The sequence below is a fragment of the Rhodoferax sp. genome, from assembly GCF_018063565.1.
Taxonomy (GTDB): Bacteria; Pseudomonadota; Gammaproteobacteria; order Burkholderiales; family Burkholderiaceae_C; genus Rhodoferax.
Genome location: NZ_JAGPBB010000057.1, coordinates 1 through 25,316, shown reverse-complemented (window position 1 = coordinate 25,316; position 25,316 = coordinate 1). Strand labels below are relative to the sequence as shown.

The following is a 25,316-nucleotide window of genomic DNA, read 5'->3' as shown; positions in this document are numbered from 1 at the left end:
TGGAGGCGCGACCCAGAGTCGAACTGGGCTAGACGGATTTGCAATCCGTTGCATAACCGATTTGCTATCGCGCCAAACTTGTCACAAAAAAGGGAAGCAGAGGCTTCCCTTTATGAAATCTGGAGCGGGAAAAGAGTCTCGAACTCTCGACCTCAACCTTGGCAAGGTTGCGCTCTACCAACTGAGCTATTCCCGCAAAGGCACAAAAACTGCGCCCCAAAAACCATCTGGAGCGGGAAAAGAGTCTCGAACTCTCGACCTCAACCTTGGCAAGGTTGCGCTCTACCAACTGAGCTATTCCCGCATTCAAGCCCTAAATTATAGCGTGATTTTACCTTTGTCGACTTGGACGCCCGACAAAACACGCTCAGTGTTTGACCGACTCCGTTGTCGCCGAACCTGCCACAGCAACATCCGGCACCACCGCGGCCACAGGCTCATCTTCCGGCAATGGCGTCGGCATATGAACCAACGCAATTTCAAGTACTTTGTCGATCCAGCGCACCGGCACGATCTCCAGACCGTTTTTGACGTTCTCTGGAATGTCCTGCAAATCTTTCGCATTCTCTTCAGGGATCAGGACGGTCTTGATGTCCCCGCGCAAGGCTGCGAGCAGTTTCTCTTTCAAGCCGCCAATGGCAGTCACCTCGCCACGCAAGGTAATCTCGCCGGTCATGGCAACATCGCAGCGCACCGGGATACCGGTCATGGCCGATACAAACGCGGTCGTCATCGCCACGCCGGCGCTGGGGCCGTCTTTGGGTGTCGCGCCATCAGGGACGTGAATATGGATATCGCGTTTCTCGAAGTATTCGTCCTTGATGCCCAACCGATGTGAACGGCTGCGTACCACAGTGCGTGCCGCCTCGACGGACTCCTTCATCACGTCGCCCAGAGAGCCAGTGCGCGTGATGACCCCTTTACCCGGCATCATGGCAGCTTCGATGGTCAACAGGTCACCACCCACCTCAGTCCAGGCCAATCCAACCACCTGGCCCACCTGATTTTTCTTCTCTGCACGACCAAAATCGTACTTGCGAACACCCAGAAAATCATTCAGGTTTTCCGCATTCACAAGCACCTGCGCCTTCATTTTTTTGAGTTGCAGGCCCTTGACCACCTTGCGACAGATCTTGGAGATCTCGCGCTCCAGCGATCTCACACCTGCTTCCCGGGTGTAGTAGCGCACGATGCCCCGCACGGCATCCTCCGTAACTGCCAGCTCCTCGGTCTTGACACCATTGTTCTTGAGTTGCTTGGGCAGCAGATACTTGAGGGCAATATTGGTTTTTTCGTCCTCGGTATATCCCGACAGGCGAATCACTTCCATGCGGTCCAGCAAGGCCGGCGGAATGTTCATCGAGTTCGATGTGGCGACAAACATCACATCGCTCAAATCAAAATCCACTTCAACGTAGTGATCGGCAAACTTGTGGTTCTGTTCCGGGTCCAGTACCTCCAGCAACGCGCTTGAAGGATCACCACGGAAATCTGTCCCCAACTTATCGATTTCGTCGAGCAAGAACAAGGGGTTACGAGTACCCACCTTGGTCAGACTTTGCAATACCTTGCCCGGCATGGCCCCAATGTAGGTGCGGCGATGGCCACGAATTTCGGCCTCGTCGCGCATGCCACCCAAGGCCATCCGCACATACTTGCGCCCGGTCGCTTTCGCAACCGATTGCCCGAGCGAGGTTTTTCCAACGCCAGGCGGCCCAACCAGGCACAAGATGGGCGCCTTGACTTTATCCACCCGCTGCTGAACTGCCAGGTACTCGAGAATCCGGTCCTTCACCTTGTCAAGACCATAGTGGTCTTCGTTGAGTACCTGTTCGGCGTTCGTCAAATTGTGTTTAATTTTGGTTTTGCTGGCCCAGGGCAAGCCGGTCAACACATCAATGTAGTTGCGCACCACTGTCGCCTCGGCCGACATGGGTGACATCAATTTGAGTTTTTTCAACTCTCCCTCAGCCTTTTTCAAAGCTTCCTTGGGCATCTTGGCGGCTTTGATCCTCTTTTCTATTTCTTCGATATCAGCACCATCTTCACCTTCACCCAGTTCCTTCTGGATCGCCTTGACCTGCTCATTGAGATAGAAGTCGCGCTGGTTTTTCTCCATCTGTCGCTTGACGCGGCCGCGAATTTTTTTGTCAACATTCAGAATGTCAACTTCGCGTTCGATCTGCTCAAACAGATTTTCCAGGCGCTCCTTGATGCCAGACAATTCCAGCACCGCCTGCTTGCTGTCGAGTTTCAGCGGCAAATGGGCAGCGATGGTGTCGGCTAAACGCCCGGAATCGTCAATGCTCGAAATCGAGGTGAGGATTTCGGGCGGTATTTTTTTGTTCAACTTGACGTATTGGTCAAACTGTTGCATCACCGCACGGCGCAGGGCCTCGACCTCGCTGGCTTTGCCACGCTGTTTTGCCTCGGGCTCGGTGGCCACTGGCATCGGGGTGATACTCGCCGTGAAATGCGACTCGCCGTCATCAATGTGATCAACTTGGGCGCGCTGCTGACCTTCAACCAGCACCTTCACGGTGCCGTCGGGCAACTTGAGCATCTGCAATATGGTGGAAATGCAACCCACCGCAAACATGTCCGTGACCAGTGGGTCATCTTTGGCAGCGGCCTTCTGTGCCACCAACATGATGCGCCGGTCTGAACCCATGGCCGCCTCAAGCGCCTTGATGCTTTTGGGGCGACCGACAAACAACGGAATCACCATGTGTGGAAAAACCACCACATCGCGCAGCGGCAACAATGGTAGATCAAGCGGTGTAGCAGGCAAAGGGGTATGACCCGACATATGACGTCCTTAAATACCTGGGGAATGTGGAGCAACGGGGCCACTTTTCAAGTGGCAACCGATTATGAACAAAGTGCCACCGAACATGAGGTAACAAAACCACCTCAAAAGTCCGGTTCATCAGGCTTTCTTGGCAAGCTCGTGGTAAACCAGCAACGGCGCCTTGTTTTCGTCGATGGTGGACTCTTCCACCACAACCTTTTCAACATTGGTGGCATTGGGCAGATCAAACATGGTGTCGATCAGCGCCAATTCGAGAATCGAACGCAGGCCTCGGGCACCCGTCTTGCGCGCCAAAGCTTTGCGGGCAATCGCCTTCAGTGCCGCCGGACGTATCTCCAGCCCGACACCTTCCATCGACAGCAGCTTGGTGTATTGCTTGACCAATGCGTTTTTCGGCTCTGTCAGAATTTGCACCAGTGTTTCCTCGGACAGTTCACCCAGCGTCGCAACGACTGGCATACGACCCACCAGCTCCGGGATCAAGCCAAACTTGATCAGATCCTCGGGTTCAACCTCCTTGAATACCTCGGTCAGATTGCGGTTCTGCTTGCTCTTGACCGCAGCACCGAAGCCTATGCCTGATGACTCGGTACGGTTGTCAATGACCTTTTCAAGACCGGCGAATGCGCCACCACAAATGAACAGAATGTTGGTGGTATCGACCTGCACAAAATCCTGGTTGGGGTGCTTGCGCCCGCCCTGTGGTGGCACACTGGCCATGGTGCCTTCGATGAGCTTGAGCAAGGCCTGCTGTACCCCCTCACCCGACACATCACGGGTGATGGACGGGTTGTCCGATTTGCGCGAAATTTTGTCAATTTCGTCAATGTAGACAATGCCACGTTGCGCCCGCTCTACCTCGTAATTGCAACTTTGCAGCAGTTTGAGCACAATGTTTTCGACATCTTCGCCCACATAACCGGCTTCGGTCAGCGTTGTCGCGTCTGCCATCACAAAGGGGACATCCAGCATCCGCGCCAGCGTTTGCGCCAGCAAAGTCTTGCCGGAACCAGTCGGACCGATCAGAAGGATGTTGCTTTTGGACAGTTCCACATCGTCCTTGGCAGCCTTATCCTGATGCCGCAGCCGCTTGTAATGGTTGTAGACTGCCACCGCCAGAATACGTTTGGCGGTATCTTGACCAATGACATAGTTGTCAAGATTGGCCTTGATTTCTGCGGGCGTGGGCAGGTCCTTGTTACCTACAGTCTCGGTTGACGGTGGTAACTCGTCACGAATGATCTCATTGCACAAGTCGATGCACTCGTCGCAAACGAAAACAGACGGCCCGGCGATCAGCTTTTTGACTTCGTGCTGGCTCTTGCCACAAAACGAACAATACAGGGTCTTTTCACCCGAGGAGCCTTTTTTTTCGGCCATGAGAACTATGCCCTTTTCGAGATAACCTGGTCAATCAGACCGTAGTCCTTGCACTCTTGTGCTGACATGTAATAGTCGCGCTCGGTATCGCGCTCGATCCGCTCCAGCGGTTGACCAGTGCAATCGGCCAGGATTCGATTGAGTTGCTCACGGGTTTTTAGAATTTCGCGCGCCTGAATCTCGATCTCGGTGGCCTGCCCCTGACTGCCACCCGACGGCTGGTGAATCATGATTTTGGAGTTGGGTAGGGAGAACCGTTTGCCCTTGGCGCCTGCTGCCAGCAAAAACGCCCCCATGCTAGCCGCCATACCGATGCACAGAGTTGAAACCTCTGGCTTGATGAAATTCATGGTGTCAAAAATGGCCATCCCGGCACTGACGGATCCACCGGGGGAGTTGATGTAAAACGAAATGTCCTTATCGGGATTCTCACTCTCCAGAAACAGCAGTTGTGCCACCACCAGATTGGCCACCTGGTCATTGACGGGACCCACCATAAAAATCACCCGCTCCTTGAGCAAGCGCGAATAAATGTCATAGGAGCGCTCACCACGCCCCGACTGTTCGATCACCATGGGCACCATGCCCAAACCTTGAATATCCATTGCACCCCTGGGATGGTTCATTTCGACTCCTTAAAACTTGGCCAACTTTAGCTAAAAAACACCAACCCGCAAGCAAAAAGGGCTTGTCAGCCAGACCGTCACGTCTCGGCGCAAGCCCCAGCGTGTGATCACCGCTCGAAATATCAGTTCTGCGCCATCAGCTCATCAAACGAAACAGCCTTCTCGGTGACCTGTGCCTTGGACATAACAAAGTTGGTGACATTGTTCTCCAGCACAATGGCTTCCACCTCAGCCAGGCGTTTGTTGTCACTGAAATACCAGCGCTGCACTTCGGCCGGTTTTTCGTAGCTGGCAGCGAGCTCCTCGACATGTGCCTTGATCTGTTCCATGGTGGCCTGCAGTTGGTTGGCACGCACCAATTCAGCCACCACCAGACCGAGGCGAACACGACGCTCTGCTTGCGGACGAAACACGTCATCGGGGATTTCAACCTTGTCAGCGTCCTTGACCCCACGTTGCTTCAGGTCGGCACGTGCCGCCTCCAGCAGACGCTCGATCTCGGCGCGAACGCTGGCGTTGGGCAAGTCCAGCTCAGCTTTGGCCACCAGTGCATCCATCACTGCCGTCTTGTTGCGCGCCAGCAGACGGAACTTGACCTCGCGCTCCAGATTTTTCTTGATGTCAGCATGCAGGCCATCGACCGAAGCGTCGGCGATACCGAGCGACTTGGCCAGGGCTTCGTTGACCTCAGGCAGATGAGCCGCCTCGATCTTCTTGACCGTCACCATGAAATCAGCGGTCTTGCCAGCCACCTCTTTACCATGGTAGTCCGCCGGAAACACCAGCGGGAAAGTCTTGCTTTCGCCCAACTTGAGCCCACGCGTGGCCTCTTCAAATTCCTTGAGCATTTGACCGTCGCCCAGGATGAACTGAAAATCATCGGCTTTGCCACCGGCAAAAGGCTCACCATCAATCTTGCCTTCAAAGTCAACCACCACGCGGTCGCCCTCCTGCGCTGCCGCCTCGTGCGGACGCAGCGAAAAAGTACGCCGCTGCTTGCGCAGGATCTCGATGGTCTTGGCAATGGCCGCATCCGAAACCTCGGTTGTGAGTTTCTCGACCGAGGCAGTGGACAAATCTCCAATCTGAACTTCGGGGAACACTTCAAACACGGCCTCAAACGCCATCTCACCCTCACCGGCACCCTCTTTCTCGTTGATCTTTGGCTGACCCGCGACGCGCAGTTGAGCCTCGTTGGCGGCCGTGTAAAAGGCCTCACCCACCTTGTCGTTCATGACTTCATACTGCACCGAATAACCATAGCGTTGCGCGACCACGTTCATCGGCACTTTGCCCGGACGAAAACCATCCATCTTCACCGTGCGCGCCAACTTCTTCAGGCGGGCGGTCACTTCGGACTGAATGGTGCCAACTGGCAAGCTCAAAGTCATCTTGCGCTCAAGCTTGTCTAGGGTTTCTACTGCAACGGCCATGAAAAATCTCCAAAAGTTGGTGTGGTGCGCGGGGCGGGACTCGAACCCGCACAGTATTGCTACCGTCAGGACCTAAACCTGGTGCGTCTACCAATTTCGCCACCCGCGCAAATTAAAAGGGGGTGGTTATGAACCACCCCTGAATATTGGTTAGCCCGTGATTTTAACCCGTTGAAACACTGCTTTTTGTCGCGCCGTTGACCAAACTCACGATCTCAGGGATACCAACAAACCCTATCGGGTCTGCTCCGTCACCCTGAACCAGGCAGCGTACATGGCTGGCAGTGCCAGCAGCGTCAGCACCGTGGCCACTATCAGCCCGCCCATGATGGCCACCGCCATCGGGCCCCAGAACACCGAGCGACTCAACGGAATCATGGCCAGCACGGCGGCGGCTGCAGTCAGCACAATCGGGCGCAGACGGCGCACCGCGGACTCGACAATCGCCTCCCAGGCAGGCACACCGCGCGCGCGGTCCTGTTCGATCTGGTCGATCAGAATCACCGAGTTGCGCTGGATCATGCCCATCAGCGCAATCACCCCAAGCAGCGCGACAAAGCCAAACGGCCGGTTCAACAACAACAGCGCCCCCGCCACGCCCGCAATGCCAAGCGGCCCGGTCAGAAACACCAGCATGGCGCGGCTAAAGCTGTGCAATTGCAACATCAACAGCGTGAAGGTGATGAACAGCATCACCGGCACCCCGGCGACGATCGAGGCCGAGCCTTTGGAGCTTTCAGCCACGGCACCGGCCACATCGATGCGGTACTGGCCCTGCCCGCCCTGTGCCCACCTGGCCTCCAGCGCGCGCAGTTGCGGCAACAACTGATTCGTTACGGTTGCCCCTTGCAGCCCTTCGGCAATGTCGCTTTGCACGGTGATGGCGTAATCGCGCCCCTCGCGCCACATCACGCCGGGCTCCCAGGTGAACACCGGGCGGGCAATTTGGGTGAGCGGCACGGATTTGCCCGAGGCGGTGGGCAGGTAGGCATTGGCGATGTCGGTGATTGCGTTGCGCTCGTCGAGCGGCTGACGCAGCACGATGTCGATCAGCCGGTCGCCCTCGCGGTACTGGCCGACGGTCGATCCGCTCAAAATGGTTTTGGCAGCCTGGGCGATCGACTGGCTTGACACGCCCAGCGCGCGCGCCTTGGTTTGGTCCACCTCCAGGCGCATGACCTTGATCGATTCATTCCAGTTGTCGTTCACGCCCCGCGTGTTAGCGCTGGCGCGCATGGCGGCCTTGACCTCGTCGGCATACTGGCGCAGCAGCACCGGGTCTGAGCCCACCACCCGAAACTGCACCGGATAGGGCACCGGTGGACCGTTGGCCAGCAGCGTGGTGCGGCCGCGCACCTCAGGGAACTCCTGCGCCAGCACGGCGGGCAGGCTGCGTCGCAGCGCCTCGCGCGTTGGCAAATCTTTGGGCACCACAATCAGTTGCGACACATTGGTCTGCGGAAAAATCTGCTCCAGCGGCAAATAAAACCGCGGTACGCCCGAGCCCACCCACTGGGTGACTGAGAGCACACCGGGCTCGGCCATCAGCCGTGCCTCGACCCTTTTGGCGACAGCTTCAGTCGCTGCAAATGAACTGCCCTCGCCCGACCACAAGTCCACCAGAATTTCCGGGCGACTTGAATCCGGAAAAAACTGTTGTTGCACTCGACCCATGCCGGCAATCCCCAGGCCAAACAGCGCCAACGTGACACCAATGGTGATCCAGCGGTGGCGCACACAGGCATTCACCGCGCGGCGAAACGCCCGGTAAAAAGCCGTGTCGTACATATCGTGCTCATGATCCGCCGCGCCGCCCTGCTCGGCGTGCGCCACCACATGTGGCGGGACCTTGAGCAAACGCACACCCAAGTAGGGCACAAAATACACCGAGACGATCCAGCTCAGGCACAGCGCAATCACCGTCACGGCAAAAATCGCAAAGGTGTACTCGCCGGTCATCGACTTGGCAATACCAATCGGCAAAAAACCGGCGGCGGTAATCAGCGTGCCGGTGAGCATCGGCATGGCGGTGATCTCGTAGGCAAAAGTCGCAGCGCGCACCTTGTCATAACCTTCTTCCATCTTGCGCACCATCATTTCCACCGCGATGATGGCATCATCCACCAGCAAGCCCAGCGCGATGATCAGCGACCCCAGCGAGATTTTGTGCAGTCCGATGCCCCAGTAATGCATCGCCAGAAAAGTCATCGCCATCACCAGCGGAATGGTGATGCCCACCACCAGTCCGGGGCGCATGTCCAGCGTCCAGCGCCTGTGCCACGGATGGACGCCCTCGCGCTTGTGCAATCCGAGGCTGATAAAGCTGACCGCCAGCACGATGGCCACCGCCTCAATCAGCACGCGCACAAACTCGTTGACCGAGGTCGCCACCGACTTGGGCTGGTCTTGCACCTGCGCCAGCGTCACTCCCAGCGGCAAGCCTTTTTCGATCTGTGTGGCAGCAAGCTTGAGCGATTTCCCCAGCGCAATGATGTCGCCACCCTTGGTCATCGACACGCCCAGTGCAATCACCTCGTCGCCCTGAAAGCGTACCTTGACCGTTGGCGGATCGACGTAATCGCGTTTGATCTCGGCAATGTCGCCCAGCCGTATTTGTCGATCAGCACCACGAATCGGCAGGGCGCGCAGGTCTTCCACCGAGTTGAACTGACCTGCCACGCGTACCTGCACCACGTCTTGCGGTGTTTGGACCGTGCCGGCGGCCTCGACCGCGTTTTGCCCGCTGAGCTGCGCCAGCACCGCATTCATGTCCAGCCCGAGCTGTGCCAGCCGCTTTTGCGAGATTTCGATAAAGATTTTCTCTGGCTGATCGCCAAACAGTTCCACTTTGGCCACATCGGGCACGCGCAGCAGTTGTTGGCGCGCCTCATCGGCAAAGGTTTTCACCTCGGCGTAGCTGAAGCCCGGCGCCTGCAGCGCGTAGATCACGCCAAACACATCGCCAAAGTCGTCGTTGAAAAATGGACCGAGTACGCCCTGGGGCAGCGTGCCGCGCATGTCGCCAATTTTTTTGCGCGTCTGGTACCAGACGTTGGCCACTTCGGCCCCGCGCGCAAAGTCCTTGATCTGAAAGATGATGTGCGACTCGCCGGGTTTGGAATAGCTGCGGATCTTGTCGGCAAAAGGCACCTCTTGCAGCGTGCGTTCCAGCTTGTCGGTGACCTGCTCGGCCATCTGCTGGGCGCTGGCGCCGGGCCAATAGGCGTGTATCACCATGGCGCGAAAGGTGAAAGGCGGGTCTTCGTCCTGGCCGAGCTGAAAGTAGCTGGTCGCCCCCAGCACCATCAGCACAATCATCAAGAATCGGGTCAAGGGCGCGTGCTCCAACGCCCAGCGCGACAGGTTAAAGCCCTTTTCAGGGTGCAAATGGGTTTCGGACATGGTGCTGGCCCCTTAGTTTGAGGCCGCGGCGCGGGCACCTGTTGCGGCGCTAGAAGCTACCGCATTAGTAGCTGTCTGCGCTTGACTGGTAAGCGCTGGAGGCTGTTTTTCCTTGTAAAGCGTTACCTTTTGCCCCGGCGACAACACATGCACACCTGCCACCACCACCTGCATGCCTGGTTGCAGGCCCGCGCTGATCACCACCTCATTGCCGTCGGCGGTGGCGACCTGCACGGATTGCGATTTCACCGTCATGGTCGCGCTATCCAGAATCCATACCGCCGTACCCTGCCCCTCCTGGCGCAGCGCGTTGGTAGGCAGTTTGATCACCTGTGCACCCGTGTGCTGCAAGGCGGCGGGCAACACCGTCACCGTGCTGCCCAGCGGCCAGTCGCTGCCTGCTGGCAACGCCACCTTGACGGCAAAGGTGCGCGTGACCGGGTCGGCGCTGGCGGCCACCTCGCGCACCAAGGCGTTGACGCTGCTGTTGCTCGACCAACTGCGCACCAGCGCCGGTGCACCCAGGCGCAGGGCTGCGAGTTTGTCTTCGGGTACCGCAAACACCGCATCGCGTGCGCCGTCCTGGGCCAGTTGCAGCACCGGCGTTCCGGCCGAGAGCACCTGACCCGGCTCAGCCAGCACCGCGGTGATGATGCCTGATGCATCTGCGCTGAGGGTGGCATAGCTGCTCTGGTTGCCTTGGGCGGTGGATTGCGCCTGCGCCGCCTGCAGTTGAGCTTGGGCCGCCTTGAGCGTGGTGTCGCGCCGCTCCAGCTCGGCACCGCTGATGAAGTTTTGCGCCCTGAGCGACTCATAGCGTTTGAAATCAGCGGCTGCCAGGTCACGGTTGGTCAATGCCGCAGCGACCTGGGCTCGCGCCGCGTCGGCGGCCAGCTTGAGGTCTTGCGCGTCAAGCCGCGCCAGCACCTGGCCAGCGCGCACGCGCTGGCCCAGCTCGGCCGGGCGCTCGATCAGCTTGCCAGCGACCCGAAAACCCAGCCGCGACTCGACCCGTGCCCGGACCTCAGCGGCATATTCCAGCCCGGCTTGCGCCCGCTGCAGTCCGACCGTCACCACCTTGACCGAGCGGATCGGCTCGGCAGGTGCCTCAGGCTTGGTGCACGCCACCAACAGGCAGGCAGCCGCTATAGTCAGACCCAAACCGACACACCGGGTGCGCAATTTCAAACGATTCATGACAACATTTCCGAAAGTTTCACCTGTTACTGACCAGTTGGTTATTAATTCTAGAGCCAATTGACAACTTGTCAATCGACCCCACTCATCTTGTCCCAGTGCCAATCCAAAGCCAAGCACCAACGACCGCACCATGCCCACTGACGGTGGCGCCGATCCGGCATTACGAGAATTTTCCAGTGGCTTCCTGGTTATGCCCGTCACATCTGCGTTCGGCCGTGGCCGCCATTTACCACTTTGCCCGCACTGCCGACGATCTGGCCGATGAAGGCCAAGCGAGCACCACCACCCGGCTGTCGGACTTGCAAGCCTACCGCGCGGAGTTGATGGTGGCCGCCGACCCGTCGGCGCCGGTCACCGGGCGCTGGGCAACGGTCTTTGCACCCTTGGCTCAGGTGATCAGTGCCCACCAACTGCCTTTGAACTTGCTGACCGACCTGCTCGACGCGTTCGAACAGGATGTCCGTTTCACTGCAGACCAGCGGCGCTACCGTGACGACGCCGAGTTGCTGAGCTATTGCCAACGCTCAGCCAACCCAGTTGGACGGCTGTTGTTACACCTGTACGGCATCCAGGATGCAAGCGCACTGGCGCACAGCGATGCCATCTGCACCGCCTTGCAACTCATCAACTTCTGGCAGGATGTGCGCGTCGATGTGGCGCGTGCGCGCTGGTACCCAAGTGTGCAAACGATGGCACGCCACGGCGTGCAAGAGGCCGACCTGCTGCCCACCAGCGACTCCCGGAATGCAGCGGACTTGATCGCAGCATACACACGATCTGCAAGGGCCATGATGCTCGATGGGGCTCAATTGGTGCATCACATTCCCGGGCGCGCCGGCTGGGAACTTCGGCTGGTCGTGCAAGGCGGCTTGCGTATCCTTGACAAGATTGAAGCCCTGGGTTACGCCACCTGGCGCAGCCGCCCCAAACTGACCCTTCGTGACGCACCCACCATACTGTGGCGGGCGCTGTGGATGTGAGCCTGCCAACAGTCGCAGCAGGCCCTTAAACTCAAGCCCAGCCCACCCCAACCGCATGACACCGCAAGACTACGTTTCTCAAAAAGCTGCCGCGTCTGGCAGCAGTTTTTATTACGCCTTTTTGTTTTTGCCAGCACAAAAGCGCGCTGCCATCACCGCCTTTTATGCTTTTTGCCGGGAGGTGGACGACGTGGTGGATGACGCCACCGATATCGGCGTGGCCGCCACCAAGCTGGCCTGGTGGCAGACCGAGGTCGCGCAGGCTTTCGCCGGCCAGCCCAGTCACCCGGTGCTGCAGGCGCTGCTGCCACTGGCGCCTGAGTTCGGCATCGCCGAGCGTCATTTGCAAGCGGTGATCGAAGGTTGCCAAATGGACCTGAACCAGACCCGCTACCTCGACATCGCCGGTCTGCAACGTTACTGCCATCTGGTAGCCGGTGTGGTGGGTGAAGTGGCCGCGCAGATTTTTGGCCAAACCCAGCCGCAAACCACCACCTATGCGCACACGCTGGGTCAGGCACTGCAACTGACCAACATCATCCGTGATGTGGGCGAAGACGCCATGCGGGGCCGCATTTACCTGCCGATGAGTGACTTGAAACAGTTCGGCGTGACGGCCCAGGAGATCTTGTCGCGCCAGTATTCCGATCGTTTTACCGCGCTGATGCAGTTCCAGGCACAGCGTGCCCGTAGCCTGTACCAACAGGCCTTGGCACTGTTGCCCGCAGCTGACCGGCGCGCTCAAAAGCCAGGCTTGATGATGGCCAGCATTTACCGGGCACTGCTGCATGAAATCGAGAAGGAACAGTTCGCCGTCCTGCATCAACGCATCAGTCTGACGCCTTTGCGCAAGTTCTGGCTGGCCTGGAAAGTACAGGCGCTGGGTCGACTGTGACGCGATGAGGCAGGTCAAACCATGGTCACCCACCTGAAGCTGGCCGTCATCGGTGGCGGCTGGGCCGGGCTTGCTGCGGCCGTTGTGGCCACCCAGGCGGGCCATTTGGTCACAGTTTTCGAGGCGGGTGGTACCCTGGGCGGACGGGCCAGGGCCATCCGAGCCACCTTGCCGGATGGCAGTGAAGGCGTGCTCGACAACGGCCAGCACATTCTGATTGGGGCCTACAGCGCAACCCAGCGGCTGATGCGAACGGTCGGCGTTGAAACGACTCAGATGCTGCTCGATTTGCCCATGACACTGCAGTTCCCGGATGGCCTGGGCCTGCGTTTCCCAGATTGGCCCACTGGGCTCGATGCATTCGGCGCGATTCTGCAGGCGCGGGGCTGGGTCTGGGCTGACAGAGTCTCGCTGCTGCGCCATGCCATCGCCTGGCGGCTCCATGGATTCAACTGCGCGCCGGAGCTGACCGTTGCCTGCCTGTGTCAGGGGCTGACTCACCGGGTACGGGCAGAACTGATCGAGCCGCTGTGTGTGTCCGCGCTCAACACACCGGCAGAGCAGGCCAGCGCCCGTGTTTTTCTGCGCGTGCTGCAAGACGCGCTGTTCGGCGAGCGAAGGGGTTCCCACCTGTTAATCCCCAAAACCGATCTGAGCCAGCTGTTTCCGGATTCGGCTGAGCGCTGGTTGCTTCGGCATGGCGGCCAGGTTTGGCGCCATGCCAGAGTACACAGCTGGCGACACGATGGTCGAGCCTGGCAACTCGGCGTCAGCAGCACTGAGGCGTTACCGGGCCTACACCAGTATGACGCACTTGTACTCGCAACTTCAGCTTCAAATGCGGCTCAAGCGCTTATTCAGTATGCCGAGCATGATACAAATGGCATAGCAACAAAATGCCTTCAATGGGCAGCTTTGGCCAATTCACTGTCGTTTGAAGCGATTGCCACGGTTTACGCCTATGGACCACAAGCACGCCTGCCGCTGCCGATGTTGGCGCTACGCAGCGATGCCGCCAATCCCGCGCAGTTCGTTTTTGACCGTGCCCGGTTGGGCGGCCCGGCCGGTCTGCTGGCGTTTGTGGTCAGTGCCGCCCGAGGCGATCGGGCGCACCTCCAGCAACAGGTGCTGGAGCAAGCCCGCACACAGCTCGGACTGACGCTGCAAGCCATTCAAACGGTGGTGGAGAAACGAGCGACCTTCGCCTGCACACCCGGGCTGCAAAGGCCCGCCCAACGCATCGCCCACGGGCTGGTAGCCTGTGGCGACTACGTGGCAGGGCCTTACCCCGCCACGCTGGAGGGCGCCATCCGCAGTGGCGAAACCGTCTGCGCCGCTTTGACGACAGATTAGCGTGACTTGGACCTCAGGCGTTCTTGGACAAGAGCCCGCCCAGCATGCCCATCAAATCGCTGGCATTGCCCAGCCCGGCTTGCGGTGCTGTGCCGTTGGGCGTGAGCTTGTCAATCAAACCTGGCAGCATGGCAGACAGCTGGCCGGACAATTGTGACGAGTCAAGACCCAACTGACTGGCTGCCTTGCCCAGCACATCTGACCCCAGCACGCCGGACAGTTGGTCAGCCGAAATGGGCTGGTTTTCACCGGTGCCAATCCATGAACCCACCACATCACCCAAACCCGCCTGGTTAAATTTGGCCACCAGACCGTTGAGCCCACCTAGTTCGCCATTATTCGCCAGCAGATCGCTGAGCACATTGGCAATGCCACCCTGCTGCTGCACATGGCTACTGACGGCACTGACCACTGAATCGAACAAACCCATGATGACCTCCTGTTGAATAGGTGGCGGATTATGCCGTTCGCGCGGAGTTCTGGCAGGTCGATCGCTTTATGATCAACGCATGAAGATTCATCTCCCTCCAGCCAGACTCACCAGGCGCGTGCTCGCGCTGCTGGCGGCATTGCTGACGGTGGGGCTGCTGCTGGCTGGAGCGGGTGGATTCTGGTATGTGCTGACCAAGTTGCCAGAGCGCTCAGGCAAAATCCTGCTGAGCGGGTTGAGCGCCCCTGTCAGCGTGCGTTATGACGAGCGCGGCGTGCCGCATATCACCGCAGCCAATGAACCGGACCTGTACCGTACGCTGGGTTTTGTGCACGCGCAGGATCGGCTGTTTCAGATGGAAATGGTGCGCCGACTGGCGCGCGGTGAACTGGCCGAGGTTTTGGGTTCCAAATTGCTCAAGCTTGACCGAGTGTTTCGCACGCTGGGTTTGCGCGATCACGCCGAGAAAGTGGTGGCCAGAATGGACCCCAACAGCCTGGCCACGCAGGTGCAATTGGCCTACCTGGATGGCATCAACCAGTTTCAAGCCAGCCACCCAGCACCAATGGAATTTGACCTTGCAGGCATCCCCAAGCGGGCGTTTACCTTGCAAGACACGGTGGCGGTAACAGGTTACCTGGCCTACAGTTTCGCGGCAGCGATCAAAACAGAGCCCGTGCTGAGCTTCATCCATGACGAACTGGATGCCAAATACCTCGATATTTTCGACTTGGCCTGGAATCCGCTGGGCGTGCTGAGTCCGGCTCGCACGGCCTCTGCCAAACCTGACTGGCGCGATCTGAGCCAACTGGCACAGGTCAGTCAGCAGGCGCTGGAGGTGGCTGCCGTGCCCTGGTTCGAGGGTAGCAATGCCTGGGCGGTGTCGGGCCAGCGCACGTCCAGCGGCAAACCGATGCTGGTCGGTGACCCGCACATCGGTTTTGCCCTGCCCGCCGTTTGGTATGAGGCGCACCTCAACGCCCCTGGCTTTGAGCTGTATGGACATTTTCAGGCATTGAATGCGATGGCTTTATTGGGTCACAACCAGCGTTTTGGCTGGAGCCTGACGATGTTCCAGAACGACGACATGGATCTGATCGCAGAAACCGTCAATCCGTTCAAGCCGACCCAAGTCAAGATCAATGGCCAATGGGTGGAACTAGAGAGCCGCAAGGAGACCATTCTGGTCAAGGGAGCCAGACCCGTGGAGCTGACGCTGCAGCGCTCCCCTCACGGACCCATCATCAGCAGCGCGTTTCGCGAGTCGCTGGGTGAGGCACCGGTGGCTTTGTGGTGGACCTTCCTGGAAACCGAGAATCCTCTGCTGGAGGCGTTTTACGAACTCAACCGCGCCGATACCTTGGCCAAAGCCCGCAGCGCAGCCAGCAAGATCCATGCTCCCGGGCTGAATGTGGTGTGGGCCAATGCCAAAGGCGACATCGGCTGGTGGGCGGCAGCCAGACTGCCGATTCGCCCGCCCGGCGTGAATCCGGCCTTCATCCTCGACGGCGAGACCAGCGAGTCCGACAAGCTGGGCTATTACCGTTTCAGTGACAATCCCCAGGAAGAGAACCCCTCGCGGGGCTATATCGTGTCGGCCAATCATCAGCCGGTATCGACCAGTGGATTGCCAATCGCAGGCTACTACAACCTGCCCGACCGGGCGCAGGCGCTTGAAGATCGGCTGGGCAACGACAACCTGCAGTGGAACGCGCTGAATTCCCAGTCCTTGCAGCTCAGTACCCAGACCGGTTACTTTTGGCGAGTGCTTGAACCCCTGCTGCCCGTACTCAGTGATGTGGTACGCGAACCTTTGGAGCGCTCAGTGTTTGACAGCCTGACGCAATGGGACGGTCAATACACCTTGCTCAATATTCCGCCCACGGTATTCACCCAGCTGTTGTACGAGATTGCCCACGCCGCCATGGCAGACGAACTGGGTGAAGATCAGTTCAAGAACCTGCTGGCAACCCGTGCACTGGACCAGGCACTGCCACGCCTGGTCGCCGATGAAACATCCCCCTGGTGGGACATCGCCCATACCGACAAGGTGGAAACCCGCAAAGACATCATGCGCGTGGCATGGCGCGCCAGCATCAGCCACCTCAAACAATCGCTGGGTAAAAGCCCCAATGACTGGGGCTGGGGAAATGCCCACACGTTGACCCACGTCCATCCTCTGGCCGGACAGAAACCACTGGACAGGCTGTTCAATGTCGGCCCATTTGCGGCACCCGGCGGGCGTGAGGTACCCAACAACCTCGGCACGCCAATCGGCCCCGCCCCCTGGGCGGTGAAATTTGGGCCATCCACCCGGCGGGTGGTCGACTTTGCAGATGCCGCGCAAGCTCGTGGCATCAATCCGGTGGGGCAAAGTGGTGTGTTGTTTGATCGCCACTACAAAGATCAGGCGGCGGCCTACATGGTGGGTGGCTATATGCCGCAATTCCTGAGCGAGCCCGATGTCGCAGCCAACACCCGCAGCACGCTGACACTCACACCCGCAAACCCCCAACCCGCACCAGGTCGAGGTGGTGGGTGAAAATGGCGCATGAGCCTATTTCAGTCCCCATTCGCCAAAGAACCTCCGTTTACCCATAACCAGCCCGCCCACACTGCGGTGCTGTATTGCAATCTGGGTACCCCGGATGCACCAACCGCAGCCGACGTGCGTCGCTATCTGGCTGAATTTCTGGGTGATCCGCGTGTGGTCGAGATTCCGCGGCTGATCTGGCTAATGATCTTGCACGGCATTATTTTGCGGACCCGACCGGCCAAATCTGCAGCCAAATATGCCAGCATCTGGACCCGAGACGGCTCACCGCTGAAGATCTGGACTGAGAAGCAGGCCAAACTGCTGCAGGGTTGGTTGGCGCAGCGTGGTCACGACGTGCAGGTGCGTTACGCCATGCGCTACGGCGCTACGTCCATTGCTTCCCAATTGGATGCGCTTCAAGCAATGGGCACCACCCGCATACTGATCTTGCCCGCCTACCCTCAGTATTCAGCAACCACCACCGCCAGCCTGTTTGACGCGGTATACCAATGGGCGGGTCGAACCCGCCGCATCCCGGAATTGCGCTTTGTGAACCACTATCACGACGATCCCGGCTACATTGGTGCGCTTTCTGCAGGGGTGCAAAAGTACTGGCGCGAGAATGGTCAACCGGATGTGCTGGTGATGAGTTTTCACGGGGTTCCTGAGCGCACGCTGCATCTGGGTGATCCCTACCACTGTGAATGCATGAAAACTGCCCGACTATTGGCTGAAAACCTGGGCCTGAGCTCAGCGCAGTACAAAGTCACGTTTCAATCCCGACTTGGGCGAGCCAAGTGGCTGGAGCCCTACACCGAACCCACCTTGATCGCCATGGGAAAGTCAGGCGTCAAGCGGGTGGATGTGATTTGCCCTGCGTTCACCAGTGATTGCCTGGAAACACTCGAAGAAATCAACATGGAAGCCCGCGCTGCATTTTTGGCGGCCGGTGGTGAGAGTTTTCATTACATTGGCTGCCTCAACGACGACCCGGCCTGGATCACCGCCTTGTGTGAGATCAGCACACAGCACCTCGGTGGCTGGCCAACCCGACGCCATGACCCCAGCGCCGAGCTGCGGGCCACGCAGGAGCGCGCGATCGCGATGGGGGCCGGGCAATAAGTTCAGGCCAGCCGCCAAACGTCAGCTTCTGGCCCGACTGCGTCGGACAGGCGCGGGCGGCACCTCCGCCGGCGCCGAGGCTTGTGGTGGCTGAAGTGTGGTCAGCGCTGGCGGCACCGGTGCGGCCTTGGTCACACCGTTCGTTTTCACGGGTTTGGCAACTTTCTGTTCCTTGACGGACTTGTCGCCCTTGCTCACCTTGTCGGCACGCTCTTCTTTGCCCGACTTATCGGTCTGCTTGACTTTGTCGGATTTGCCGTCAGGCTTTTTATTCAAGCTGGCACTGGCGGCGCTGCGCCCGGTCAATTCTGCTTCCAGTCGCTGGCATACGGTCCGCAGGATTTTTACCCGTGCGTAGTTTTTGTCATTCGCTTCCACCAGCGTCCATGGTGCATTGCCGGTGCTGGTGCGCTCCACCATGTCGCAGATGGCCACCTGATAATCGTTCCACTTCTCGCGGTTACGCCAGTCTTCCTGGGTAATCTTGAAACGCTTGAATTCGATTTGCTCACGCTCCTGAAAACGTCTGAGTTGCTCCTCCTGGCTGATCTGCAACCAGAACTTGATCACAATCACCCCGGCTTCGATGATTTCGTGCTCAAAGTCGTTGATTTCGGTATAGGCGCGCAACCAGTCGTTCTCGGTGCAAAAGCCCTCTACCCGTTCGACCAGTACCCGGCCATACCAGGTGCGGTCAAATATGGCCACCTGACCGTGCCGCGGCAGATGGCGCCAGAAACGCCACAAATGGGGCTGCGCTTTTTCTTCCTCTGTCGGTGCCGCCACCGGTGTCACCTGATACTGCCGTGCATCGAGCGCCGCCGTGATGCGGCGTATCGCCCCACCCTTGCCCGCGGCATCAGCCCCCTCAAACGCACAGACCAGAGAGCGATTCTTGAAGCGCGGGTCGCGTACCAGCTCCGACAACCGCCCCTGCCATTTTGCCAACTCGTCTTTGTACGCGTTCTCGGGCAGACTGCGGGTGAGGTCAAGTTCTGACAACACATTGCGCCCATCCAGATTGACCCGAACCATGGGGGCTGCAGGTGTCTGTGGCCGCCCCGGATTGGCCAGTCTGCTCTTCAAAGCGTCCAACAGCACCTGCCCGACAGTGAGGGAGCGATAACGGTCATCGGTTCCCTCCACCAACACCCAGGGTGCTGCCGCCGTATTGGTGATGCGCAGCAAGTGCCCCGCCACATCTTGCAGCTCGTCGTAGGTTTTCAGGCGGTCCCAGTTCCATTGGGTCACGCGCCAGGCGGTGCGTGGATCAGACTCCAGCGCTTTCAGGCGTGCGCGCTGACCATCCTTGGTCAAATGGAACCAGAACTTGAGTACCAGCGCCCCTTCATTGACCAGCATTTCCTCAAAGCGGTTGATCTGTTGCGCTCGGGCATCAAATTCCTTGAGCGATATCTCACCCTGAATACGCTCACGAATCGGATCGGAATACCAGGAACCAGCAAAAATGCCCATTCGCCCCTTGGGCGGCAGGCTGCGCCAGTAGCGCCACATGGGCGGACGCGACAACTCTTCGTCGCTCGGCTCTGAAAATGCCAAGGTCGACAGAAACCGCGGATCCATCCATTCGTACAAGACGTTGATGGTCTCACCTTTGCCCGCACCGTCCTGCCCACTGATCAGCACCACCACCGGAAACTTGCGTTGGGTAAACAACTCTGCCTGTGCCTCTTGCAGGGCCGCTCGTAACACCGGAACCGCTGCGCGAAACGCCGACTTCTCCAGTTTGTGACCAAGCTCGACTGATTCAAACATAGTGACCTTTCAGGGATTGAATAACAAAACAAGCGCTCCAGGGTCCTCCTGCACCATTGTTTCAATGATAGCGCGGGCCCAAAGCCGATGGTCCGGGCGTCGTGACTTTTGCAGGAGCATCAAGAACGACCGAAATAGAGCCTACAGGTTAGACCCGGTCTACTATCAATCGGTCTTCTATTGATAGCGAAAGGAGTAAGATCCGGCCAAAGCGGGTTGAGTTTGACGTTGGCAGTCTTATCGCAAGGAATCTAAGTCGTGCAAGCCACCAGGTACAAAATTTGGGTCCAACTACTTACAACCGTCGCCGCTGCGTTACTGGTTGTATGGACCGGGGTCATCATCTGGCAGGGTCATACCACGCGTCAGGCAGCCCTGGATCAGGCCACCGATTTTTCCAGCAGCCTGCACGACGCCACCATGGCGGGCCTGACCGGCATGATGGTTACTGGCACCGTCGCCCAACGCGATGTTTTTCTCGATCAGGTCAAGCAGTTGGGAGCCATTCGGGACGTACGGGTATTGCGCAGTGAAGCCGTTGTCAAGATTTATGGCCCTGGCACCGCAAAGGATGACTCGCACCCGGATGCACTTGAGCAGCAGGTCATGAGTTCAGGCAAAGCCATCACCGTGGTGGAGTCCGATGCCAAGGGTGAATACCTGCGCGCCGTCAGACCGACTCTGGCTTCGAAAAACTCGCTGGGTAAAGATTGCACCACCTGTCATGCAGCCGCAGAAGGAACCGTGTTGGGCGTGGTCAGCATGAAAGTCTCACTTGACAAGGTCAATGCCAGTCTGGCTGACCAGCGCCTGAAATCCATCCTGGCCGCGTTGATCACCTGCATCCCGGTATTGATGCTGATTTATCCGTTCATTCGCCGGGTTGTGACGCAACCGCTCGAGTATTGCGTCAACGTTGCCCGCGGCATTGCCGCCGGCGATCTGACGCAGCAGGTTGAAGTCCGATCGAGCAATGAAATGGGACAGTTGCAGCAGGCGCTCAAAGACATGAACTCAAGTCTTGAGGGTATTGTGCGGCAGGTACGCACCGGAACCGATGCCATTTTCAGTGCTTCCAGCGACATTGCCAGTGGCAATCTTGATTTGTCCAACCGAACCGAAATGCAAGCCAGTTCGCTGGAGACCACGGCGGCATCGATGGTTGAAGTCACCGCGGCGGTCAACAAAAACGCTGATCACGCACGCCGTGCGAACCAGTTGGCGCAATCCGCGTCTGATGTGGCGCTTCGCGGCGGGACAGTGGTGTCAGGTGTCATTGATACCATGGCGTCCATCAATACGTCTTCCAAACGCATCGTCGACATCATTGCCGTGATTGACGGCATTGCGTTCCAGACCAATATCCTGGCGCTCAACGCTGCCGTTGAGGCCGCCCGAGCCGGTGAGCAAGGTCGAGGCTTTGCCGTGGTGGCAGCGGAGGTTCGCAGCCTGGCTAAACGGTCAGCCGATGCCGCGCAGGAAATCAAGGCACTCATTGGTGACTCGGTCAACAAGGTCGAGGCCGGCAGCGCGCTGGTTCAGCAAGCTGGCAGCACCATGAACGACATCGTCGACAGCATTCGGCACGTGACCGAAATCATGGCCGACATGTCAACCGCCAGTGCTGAGCAAACCAGTGGCATCAGCCGGATCGGCAGTGCCATCGACGAGATGAATCAGGTCACCCAGCAGAATGCGGCACTGGTCGAAGAGGCTGCAGCTGCGGCCCAGTCCATGCAAAATCAGGCCGAACACCTGGAAGCCGTGGTTGGCACATTCAAAGTTGCCGAACAGAATTCGTCACGAAAATTGATCGGTCGATCGTAATCCACGTCATGAACAAAATGCCAGTCATCTGGCGAACCACCTGGCAGCTATGCCAGAGATACCGCCTGATTCTTCTGTGGTTGTTGTCTGCCCTGACGTGCCAAGCGCAGGCAGGCGAACAAATCGGGGCCAATGGCTGCCCTGCTATCCTGAGTCACAGTTTTAACCGTTTGCAGGATGAAGCACCCCAGGATCTTTGCCAGTTTGCCGGCAAGGTGGTTTTGATTGTCAACACAGCGAGTTACTGTGGCTTTACCGGGCAGTACGAGGGCCTCGAGGCACTCTATAGCAAATACCAAGCCCGGGGCTTGGTCGTGCTGGGCTTTCCAACCAATGACTTCGGCAAACAGGAACCCGGCTCCAACAAGGAAATTGCCGACTTTTGTTTTAACACCTATGCCGTGAAGTTCCCGATGTTCGCCAAAACGGTGGTCACTGGGACCGGCAGAAATGCGCTGTACAGCCAATTGGTCAAAGCGACCGGTACCACACCCAAGTGGAACTTCTACAAATACCTGGTTGACCGATCCGGCAAGGTTGTCAACAGTTACAACAGCATGACCAGCCCGCAGAGCAGTGGCCTTGTCGCAGATATTGAAAAACTGTTGTAACTGTTGATGGAGAAACTGCGCATCGACAAGTGGCTGTGGGCGGCCAGGTTTTTCAAGACCCGCAGTTTGGCCTGTGACGAAATCGACAAAGGCCGTGTGCTGATCAATGATGCAGTCGCCAAACCATCGCGGGAAGTCAAAGCCGACGATCTGGTTCAGGTTCGAACCGGTGATATCACCCGTACCGTGACGGTCCTGCAGGTCAGCGACAAACGCGGCCCTGCGTCCATCGCTGCGCTGCTTTACCAGGAGACTGAGCAGTCCCAGCGTCTGCGGCTGCAGGCAGCTCAACAGCGGCGTCTGGCACCGGAGCCGGCGCTGGCGCATTCGCGGGGCCGCCCCACCAAGCGGGAACGAAGAACTGGAGACAAGTTGCGCGCAGGAGAATGGGACACCCGCTGGAGCGCTTCAGTGGACAGATGAAGTGAAAAACTTCACATTTAAATCCAACTGCACAAAATTGTGGTGCTGTTTCCAAGCCCAAGATTACTGCCGTAATTTAGCGCGTCTTTACCGATAAACTTGCTAGGCACCGCACATTGCAACGCCTTCAAACACCCACTTATTGGCGACAAGTTCGTCGATCACACCCATATCCGTGGTGAAGCGATGGTTTGAATCGTTGAACATCCACCGATTGTTATAGGCACGATAAATCGGTCGTGTATCAGCTGGGCAAACCCCGTCGACCGGTTGTTTAACGAAATAGGCGATACCTTCATATCTCCAGTCTGGGTTACTTTTGACGAATTCACATTCCTGAACATTTGCGGTAAAGAAATGTGAATTGGCACCAGGGGAATAAAACCGGCAGACCGGCACTGCGCCTTGCGAAGCATCTCTCCAGACAAGAAAATAGTCCTGGGTATCGACCCATCCACTGCCAGCAAAGCCGATCAATACGTAGGCTGACTCATCTGCGTTGCTGGTTCTAAAATAATGCTTGGAGTCGACATTGAAAAACTCGTACACCAGGGAGTAAGGTTTAAGTGCCATCACAGCCTTCAGAGTATTTTCAGCGTCAACAATGCCAAGACCACACAACGGATAATCAGTCGAGCATGTCGACTGGTCAGGAAAACTCCGACTCGCTAACAACAGACTTAATTGCAACAACTCGGGAGCAATTTTTTCATCCAAGGCCAGGGCTAATGATGCGATGCCTGCCACATGAGGAGCTGCCATACTGGTGCCCTGCTTGTAGCCATGGTCAGAGGATTGTGGGAATGTCGCGCCAGAATTGACGCTTGACAAGATGCCGTATTCCTCACCAAATCGCTGGTCTCCGCCGGGTGCCGAGATGTCAACCTTGAACTGTTTGCTGTAATTGCTGTAGCTTGCCCGGTATCCAGTTGGACCAACAGCACCAACGGTCATGACGCCGTCGCAAGTTGCGGGCACAAAGCTGGCTGCCTCGGTGTTGTCGTTGCCTGCCGCCACGATGATCAGCACCCCTTTGGACTTAATCAGGTTGATAGCCTCCTGATAGAGTGTTCTTGCGCAGCCATTAGGATTGATTCCACCGAGGCTCATGTTGATCACTTTGGCCGGATTAGGATTGTTTGGTACGCCCGGCACGTTGATGCCCGCCGACCAACTCATTCCGTCGACAATGTCGGCCACAGTGCCACCGCATTTTCCAAGTACCCGAACCGGTAGGATGCGGGCATTCCAGTTGGTGCCAACAACGCCGTCTGAATCGTTGCCCGAAGCGGCAATAATGCCAGCCACATGGGTCCCGTGCCAGGAGCTGTCACTTCCGGTTGTTGCATTGCATTCTCCAGGTGAAACCCAGTCGCCGGGGTCTCTGGCGTCGGCATCGCGTCCATCGCCATCGTTGGAATTGGCAATGTCCGAAACAAAGTCGTACCCAGGTAGCAGACGCTGATAAAAGTCTGCATGGGGTCGCACCCCGGTATCCACCACTGCAACGACAGTGTTGCTGCTGCCCTGGGTCGTATCCCAGGCGGCCCTCAAGTTAGCCGATCCTGCGAAACTCAACGCGCTTTGAAGATTCCATTGCAAAGGCCAGAGTGTGTCGTTGGGGGTCAGCATCCGCTTGTGATGAAAATCTGGATCGATTCTTTCAATCTCAGGCAATCGATTGAGGCGCTCAATGACCAACTGCGCGCTACTCCAATTCAAGGGTGTTTCGAAGGTGAATACGAACGAATCCATCGACATCGCCCGAGCAAATTGAATCTCGACGTCGGCTGCACTCATAACAGCGTCGATCAATGCTTGTGGTGGTGGTCGATTGTTGCGTGAAGAGAGCTTGGCTTCAAGTGAACTGAATCGAACGATCAGACCGTTGACATTGTCTGTCATGGGTGGGGAACTTGCAGCAAGCGCCGATCTCAGCAACACAGGCGAACTTTGAGGTTCTTGGGGACTGACCATCGGCGACACGTGCCTTATGCCAGCGTTTGCGAGGATCGTGTTGACACTGCCAGCCACCTTTTGGTGAGAGAGCTTGTCGTCTGCAAATGCCTCGGTGTTTAAGACTACGCATACCACAGCTAGCAATTGCATCGCGAAGGCCAAAAATCTTTTCCTTGGTCCGCTGCTGCTGGAATCAATCGCTCTAGCATCCGTGTCCTGAGTGTGGACGATACCCATCCTGGAGCAACTGGCAAACCCCGTGGCGCCCTGATTGCCAGCAATCGGGTAACCCAGGCACCCCGATTGGTGAACCTTAGCGGCAATTTGAGGCATTGGTCGACCACCATCTGTGAGCTCTCTGGTTCTGCCTGTGTTTCGTGCGTTCGCGATCTGCGCATCAGCCAAAGTCATGTTTGCCCCTTTTCCAGCAATCCGATCTAGGATCAACACTCAACTTTAATTCACAATAAGCGGGTGAGATTTCATCGATAGCGCAAAAGATACAAAAACGAAAAAAACCCCGCTACGCTAGGCATAACGAGGTTCTAAGG

17 protein-coding genes and 4 tRNA genes are annotated in these 25,316 nt (G+C 57.9%); 8 read left to right on the top strand and 13 right to left on the bottom strand.

Going from position 1 to position 25,316, the window contains the following annotated elements; all coding sequences use genetic code 11:
* The 10 genes from KBF66_RS13280 to KBF66_RS13235 form a co-directional block, all read right to left on the bottom strand.
* Positions 1-74: transfer RNA gene (locus KBF66_RS13280), tRNA-Cys, on the bottom strand.
* A gap of 46 nt (positions 75-120) precedes the next feature.
* A tRNA-Gly gene (locus KBF66_RS13275) sits at positions 121-196 on the bottom strand.
* A gap of 32 nt (positions 197-228) precedes the next feature.
* A tRNA-Gly gene (locus tag KBF66_RS13270) sits at positions 229-304 on the bottom strand.
* Positions 305-367: 63 nt separating this feature from the next.
* Positions 368-2,809, bottom strand: coding sequence for an endopeptidase La (gene lon / locus KBF66_RS13265; RefSeq protein ID WP_296657622.1), 2,442 nt, complete (start codon positions 2,807-2,809; stop codon positions 368-370).
* Positions 2,810-2,929: 120 nt separating this feature from the next.
* Positions 2,930-4,192: an ATP-dependent Clp protease ATP-binding subunit ClpX gene (gene clpX, locus KBF66_RS13260; RefSeq protein ID WP_296657619.1), complete on the bottom strand. Its 1,263-nt coding sequence runs from the start codon at positions 4,190-4,192 to the stop codon at positions 2,930-2,932.
* Positions 4,193-4,197: 5 nt separating this feature from the next.
* Positions 4,198-4,818 carry an ATP-dependent Clp endopeptidase proteolytic subunit ClpP gene (gene clpP, locus KBF66_RS13255; protein ID WP_296657617.1) on the bottom strand — a complete coding sequence of 207 codons (621 nt, stop codon included), beginning with the start codon at positions 4,816-4,818 and terminating at the stop codon, positions 4,198-4,200.
* 122 nt (positions 4,819-4,940) lie between these two features.
* Positions 4,941-6,251, bottom strand: coding sequence for a trigger factor (tig, locus tag KBF66_RS13250; protein WP_296657614.1), 1,311 nt, complete (start codon positions 6,249-6,251; stop codon positions 4,941-4,943).
* 22 nt (positions 6,252-6,273) lie between these two features.
* Positions 6,274-6,360, bottom strand: a tRNA-Leu gene (locus KBF66_RS13245).
* Between the two features lie 125 nt (positions 6,361-6,485).
* Entirely contained in the window at positions 6,486-9,653 is a 3,168-nt protein-coding gene (locus KBF66_RS13240) for an efflux RND transporter permease subunit (protein ID WP_296657610.1), read from the bottom strand.
* A gap of 12 nt (positions 9,654-9,665) precedes the next feature.
* On the bottom strand, positions 9,666-10,850 hold the full coding sequence (locus tag KBF66_RS13235) for an efflux RND transporter periplasmic adaptor subunit (RefSeq protein WP_296657607.1): 1,185 nt from the start codon (positions 10,848-10,850) through the stop codon (positions 9,666-9,668).
* Between the two features lie 104 nt (positions 10,851-10,954).
* Between KBF66_RS13235 and hpnC the strand changes: the two genes are divergently transcribed.
* Genes hpnC through hpnE form a run of 3 tightly spaced genes read left to right on the top strand, consistent with a single transcriptional unit; the run spans position 10,955 to position 14,081 of the window.
* Positions 10,955-11,833 carry a squalene synthase HpnC gene (gene hpnC, locus KBF66_RS13230; protein WP_296657625.1) on the top strand — a complete coding sequence of 293 codons (879 nt, stop codon included), beginning with the start codon at positions 10,955-10,957 and terminating at the stop codon, positions 11,831-11,833.
* A gap of 55 nt (positions 11,834-11,888) precedes the next feature.
* A complete protein-coding gene (gene hpnD, locus KBF66_RS13225; protein ID WP_296657605.1) occupies positions 11,889-12,728 on the top strand; it encodes a presqualene diphosphate synthase HpnD in 840 nt (279 codons plus the stop codon).
* A 21-nt stretch (positions 12,729-12,749) separates the two neighbouring features.
* On the top strand, positions 12,750-14,081 hold the full coding sequence (gene hpnE, locus KBF66_RS13220; RefSeq protein ID WP_296657601.1) for a hydroxysqualene dehydroxylase HpnE: 1,332 nt from the start codon (positions 12,750-12,752) through the stop codon (positions 14,079-14,081).
* Between the two features lie 13 nt (positions 14,082-14,094).
* Here the strand turns inward: hpnE and KBF66_RS13215 are convergent, their stop codons facing one another.
* Positions 14,095-14,511 (bottom strand): YidB family protein, encoded by a 417-nt coding sequence (locus KBF66_RS13215; protein WP_296657599.1) that lies wholly within the window; start codon positions 14,509-14,511, stop codon positions 14,095-14,097.
* A 79-nt stretch (positions 14,512-14,590) separates the two neighbouring features.
* Here KBF66_RS13215 and KBF66_RS13210 point away from each other — a divergent pair, with 79 nt between their 5' ends.
* Together KBF66_RS13210 and hemH are read left to right on the top strand one after the other, a co-directional pair.
* Positions 14,591-17,053 (top strand): penicillin acylase family protein, encoded by a 2,463-nt coding sequence (locus KBF66_RS13210; RefSeq protein WP_296657596.1) that lies wholly within the window; start codon positions 14,591-14,593, stop codon positions 17,051-17,053.
* A 9-nt stretch (positions 17,054-17,062) separates the two neighbouring features.
* Complete coding sequence (hemH, locus tag KBF66_RS13205; protein ID WP_296657592.1) at positions 17,063-18,169, top strand: ferrochelatase; 1,107 nt, start codon at positions 17,063-17,065, stop codon at positions 18,167-18,169.
* A 21-nt stretch (positions 18,170-18,190) separates the two neighbouring features.
* Here the strand turns inward: hemH and pap are convergent, their stop codons facing one another.
* The gene (gene pap / locus KBF66_RS13200; RefSeq protein WP_296657587.1) at positions 18,191-19,945 is read right to left on the bottom strand and encodes a polyphosphate:AMP phosphotransferase; all 1,755 of its coding nucleotides are present in this window, start codon (positions 19,943-19,945) and stop codon (positions 18,191-18,193) included.
* A 258-nt stretch (positions 19,946-20,203) separates the two neighbouring features.
* Here pap and KBF66_RS13195 point away from each other — a divergent pair, with 258 nt between their 5' ends.
* The 3 genes from KBF66_RS13195 to KBF66_RS13185 are packed head-to-tail and all read left to right on the top strand — an operon-like array spanning position 20,204 to position 22,806.
* Positions 20,204-21,772 carry a methyl-accepting chemotaxis protein gene (locus KBF66_RS13195; protein WP_296657584.1) on the top strand — a complete coding sequence of 523 codons (1,569 nt, stop codon included), beginning with the start codon at positions 20,204-20,206 and terminating at the stop codon, positions 21,770-21,772.
* Positions 21,773-21,780: 8 nt separating this feature from the next.
* Complete coding sequence (locus tag KBF66_RS13190) at positions 21,781-22,383, top strand: glutathione peroxidase (protein WP_296657581.1); 603 nt, start codon at positions 21,781-21,783, stop codon at positions 22,381-22,383.
* A gap of 6 nt (positions 22,384-22,389) precedes the next feature.
* Positions 22,390-22,806: an RNA-binding S4 domain-containing protein gene (locus KBF66_RS13185; RefSeq protein ID WP_296657577.1), complete on the top strand. Its 417-nt coding sequence runs from the start codon at positions 22,390-22,392 to the stop codon at positions 22,804-22,806.
* A 102-nt stretch (positions 22,807-22,908) separates the two neighbouring features.
* On the opposite strand, the gene KBF66_RS13180 is transcribed toward KBF66_RS13185, so the two are convergent.
* The gene (locus KBF66_RS13180; RefSeq protein WP_296657574.1) at positions 22,909-24,711 is read right to left on the bottom strand and encodes a S8 family peptidase; all 1,803 of its coding nucleotides are present in this window, start codon (positions 24,709-24,711) and stop codon (positions 22,909-22,911) included.
* Positions 24,712-25,316: the final 605 nt, after the last annotated feature.

Excerpts from the sequence above, each read along its gene's own strand:
- lon (WP_296657622.1), bottom strand. The coding sequence starts at position 2,809 with ATGTCGGGTCATACCCCTTTGCCTGCTACACCGCTTGATCTACCATTG.
- clpX (WP_296657619.1), bottom strand. The coding sequence starts at position 4,192 with ATGGCCGAAAAAAAAGGCTCCTCGGGTGAAAAGACCCTGTATTGTTCG.
- clpP (WP_296657617.1), bottom strand. The coding sequence starts at position 4,818 with ATGAACCATCCCAGGGGTGCAATGGATATTCAAGGTTTGGGCATGGTG.
- tig (WP_296657614.1), bottom strand. The coding sequence starts at position 6,251 with ATGGCCGTTGCAGTAGAAACCCTAGACAAGCTTGAGCGCAAGATGACT.
- KBF66_RS13240 (WP_296657610.1), bottom strand. The coding sequence starts at position 9,653 with ATGTCCGAAACCCATTTGCACCCTGAAAAGGGCTTTAACCTGTCGCGC.
- KBF66_RS13235 (WP_296657607.1), bottom strand. The coding sequence starts at position 10,850 with ATGAATCGTTTGAAATTGCGCACCCGGTGTGTCGGTTTGGGTCTGACT.
- hpnD (WP_296657605.1), top strand. The coding sequence starts at position 11,889 with ATGACACCGCAAGACTACGTTTCTCAAAAAGCTGCCGCGTCTGGCAGC.
- hpnE (WP_296657601.1), top strand. The coding sequence starts at position 12,750 with ATGGTCACCCACCTGAAGCTGGCCGTCATCGGTGGCGGCTGGGCCGGG.
- KBF66_RS13215 (WP_296657599.1), bottom strand. The coding sequence starts at position 14,511 with ATGGGTTTGTTCGATTCAGTGGTCAGTGCCGTCAGTAGCCATGTGCAG.
- KBF66_RS13210 (WP_296657596.1), top strand. The coding sequence starts at position 14,591 with ATGAAGATTCATCTCCCTCCAGCCAGACTCACCAGGCGCGTGCTCGCG.
- hemH (WP_296657592.1), top strand. The coding sequence starts at position 17,063 with ATGAGCCTATTTCAGTCCCCATTCGCCAAAGAACCTCCGTTTACCCAT.
- pap (WP_296657587.1), bottom strand. The coding sequence starts at position 19,945 with ATGTTTGAATCAGTCGAGCTTGGTCACAAACTGGAGAAGTCGGCGTTT.
- KBF66_RS13190 (WP_296657581.1), top strand. The coding sequence starts at position 21,781 with ATGAACAAAATGCCAGTCATCTGGCGAACCACCTGGCAGCTATGCCAG.
- KBF66_RS13185 (WP_296657577.1), top strand. The coding sequence starts at position 22,390 with ATGGAGAAACTGCGCATCGACAAGTGGCTGTGGGCGGCCAGGTTTTTC.
- KBF66_RS13180 (WP_296657574.1), bottom strand. The coding sequence starts at position 24,711 with ATGACAGACAATGTCAACGGTCTGATCGTTCGATTCAGTTCACTTGAA.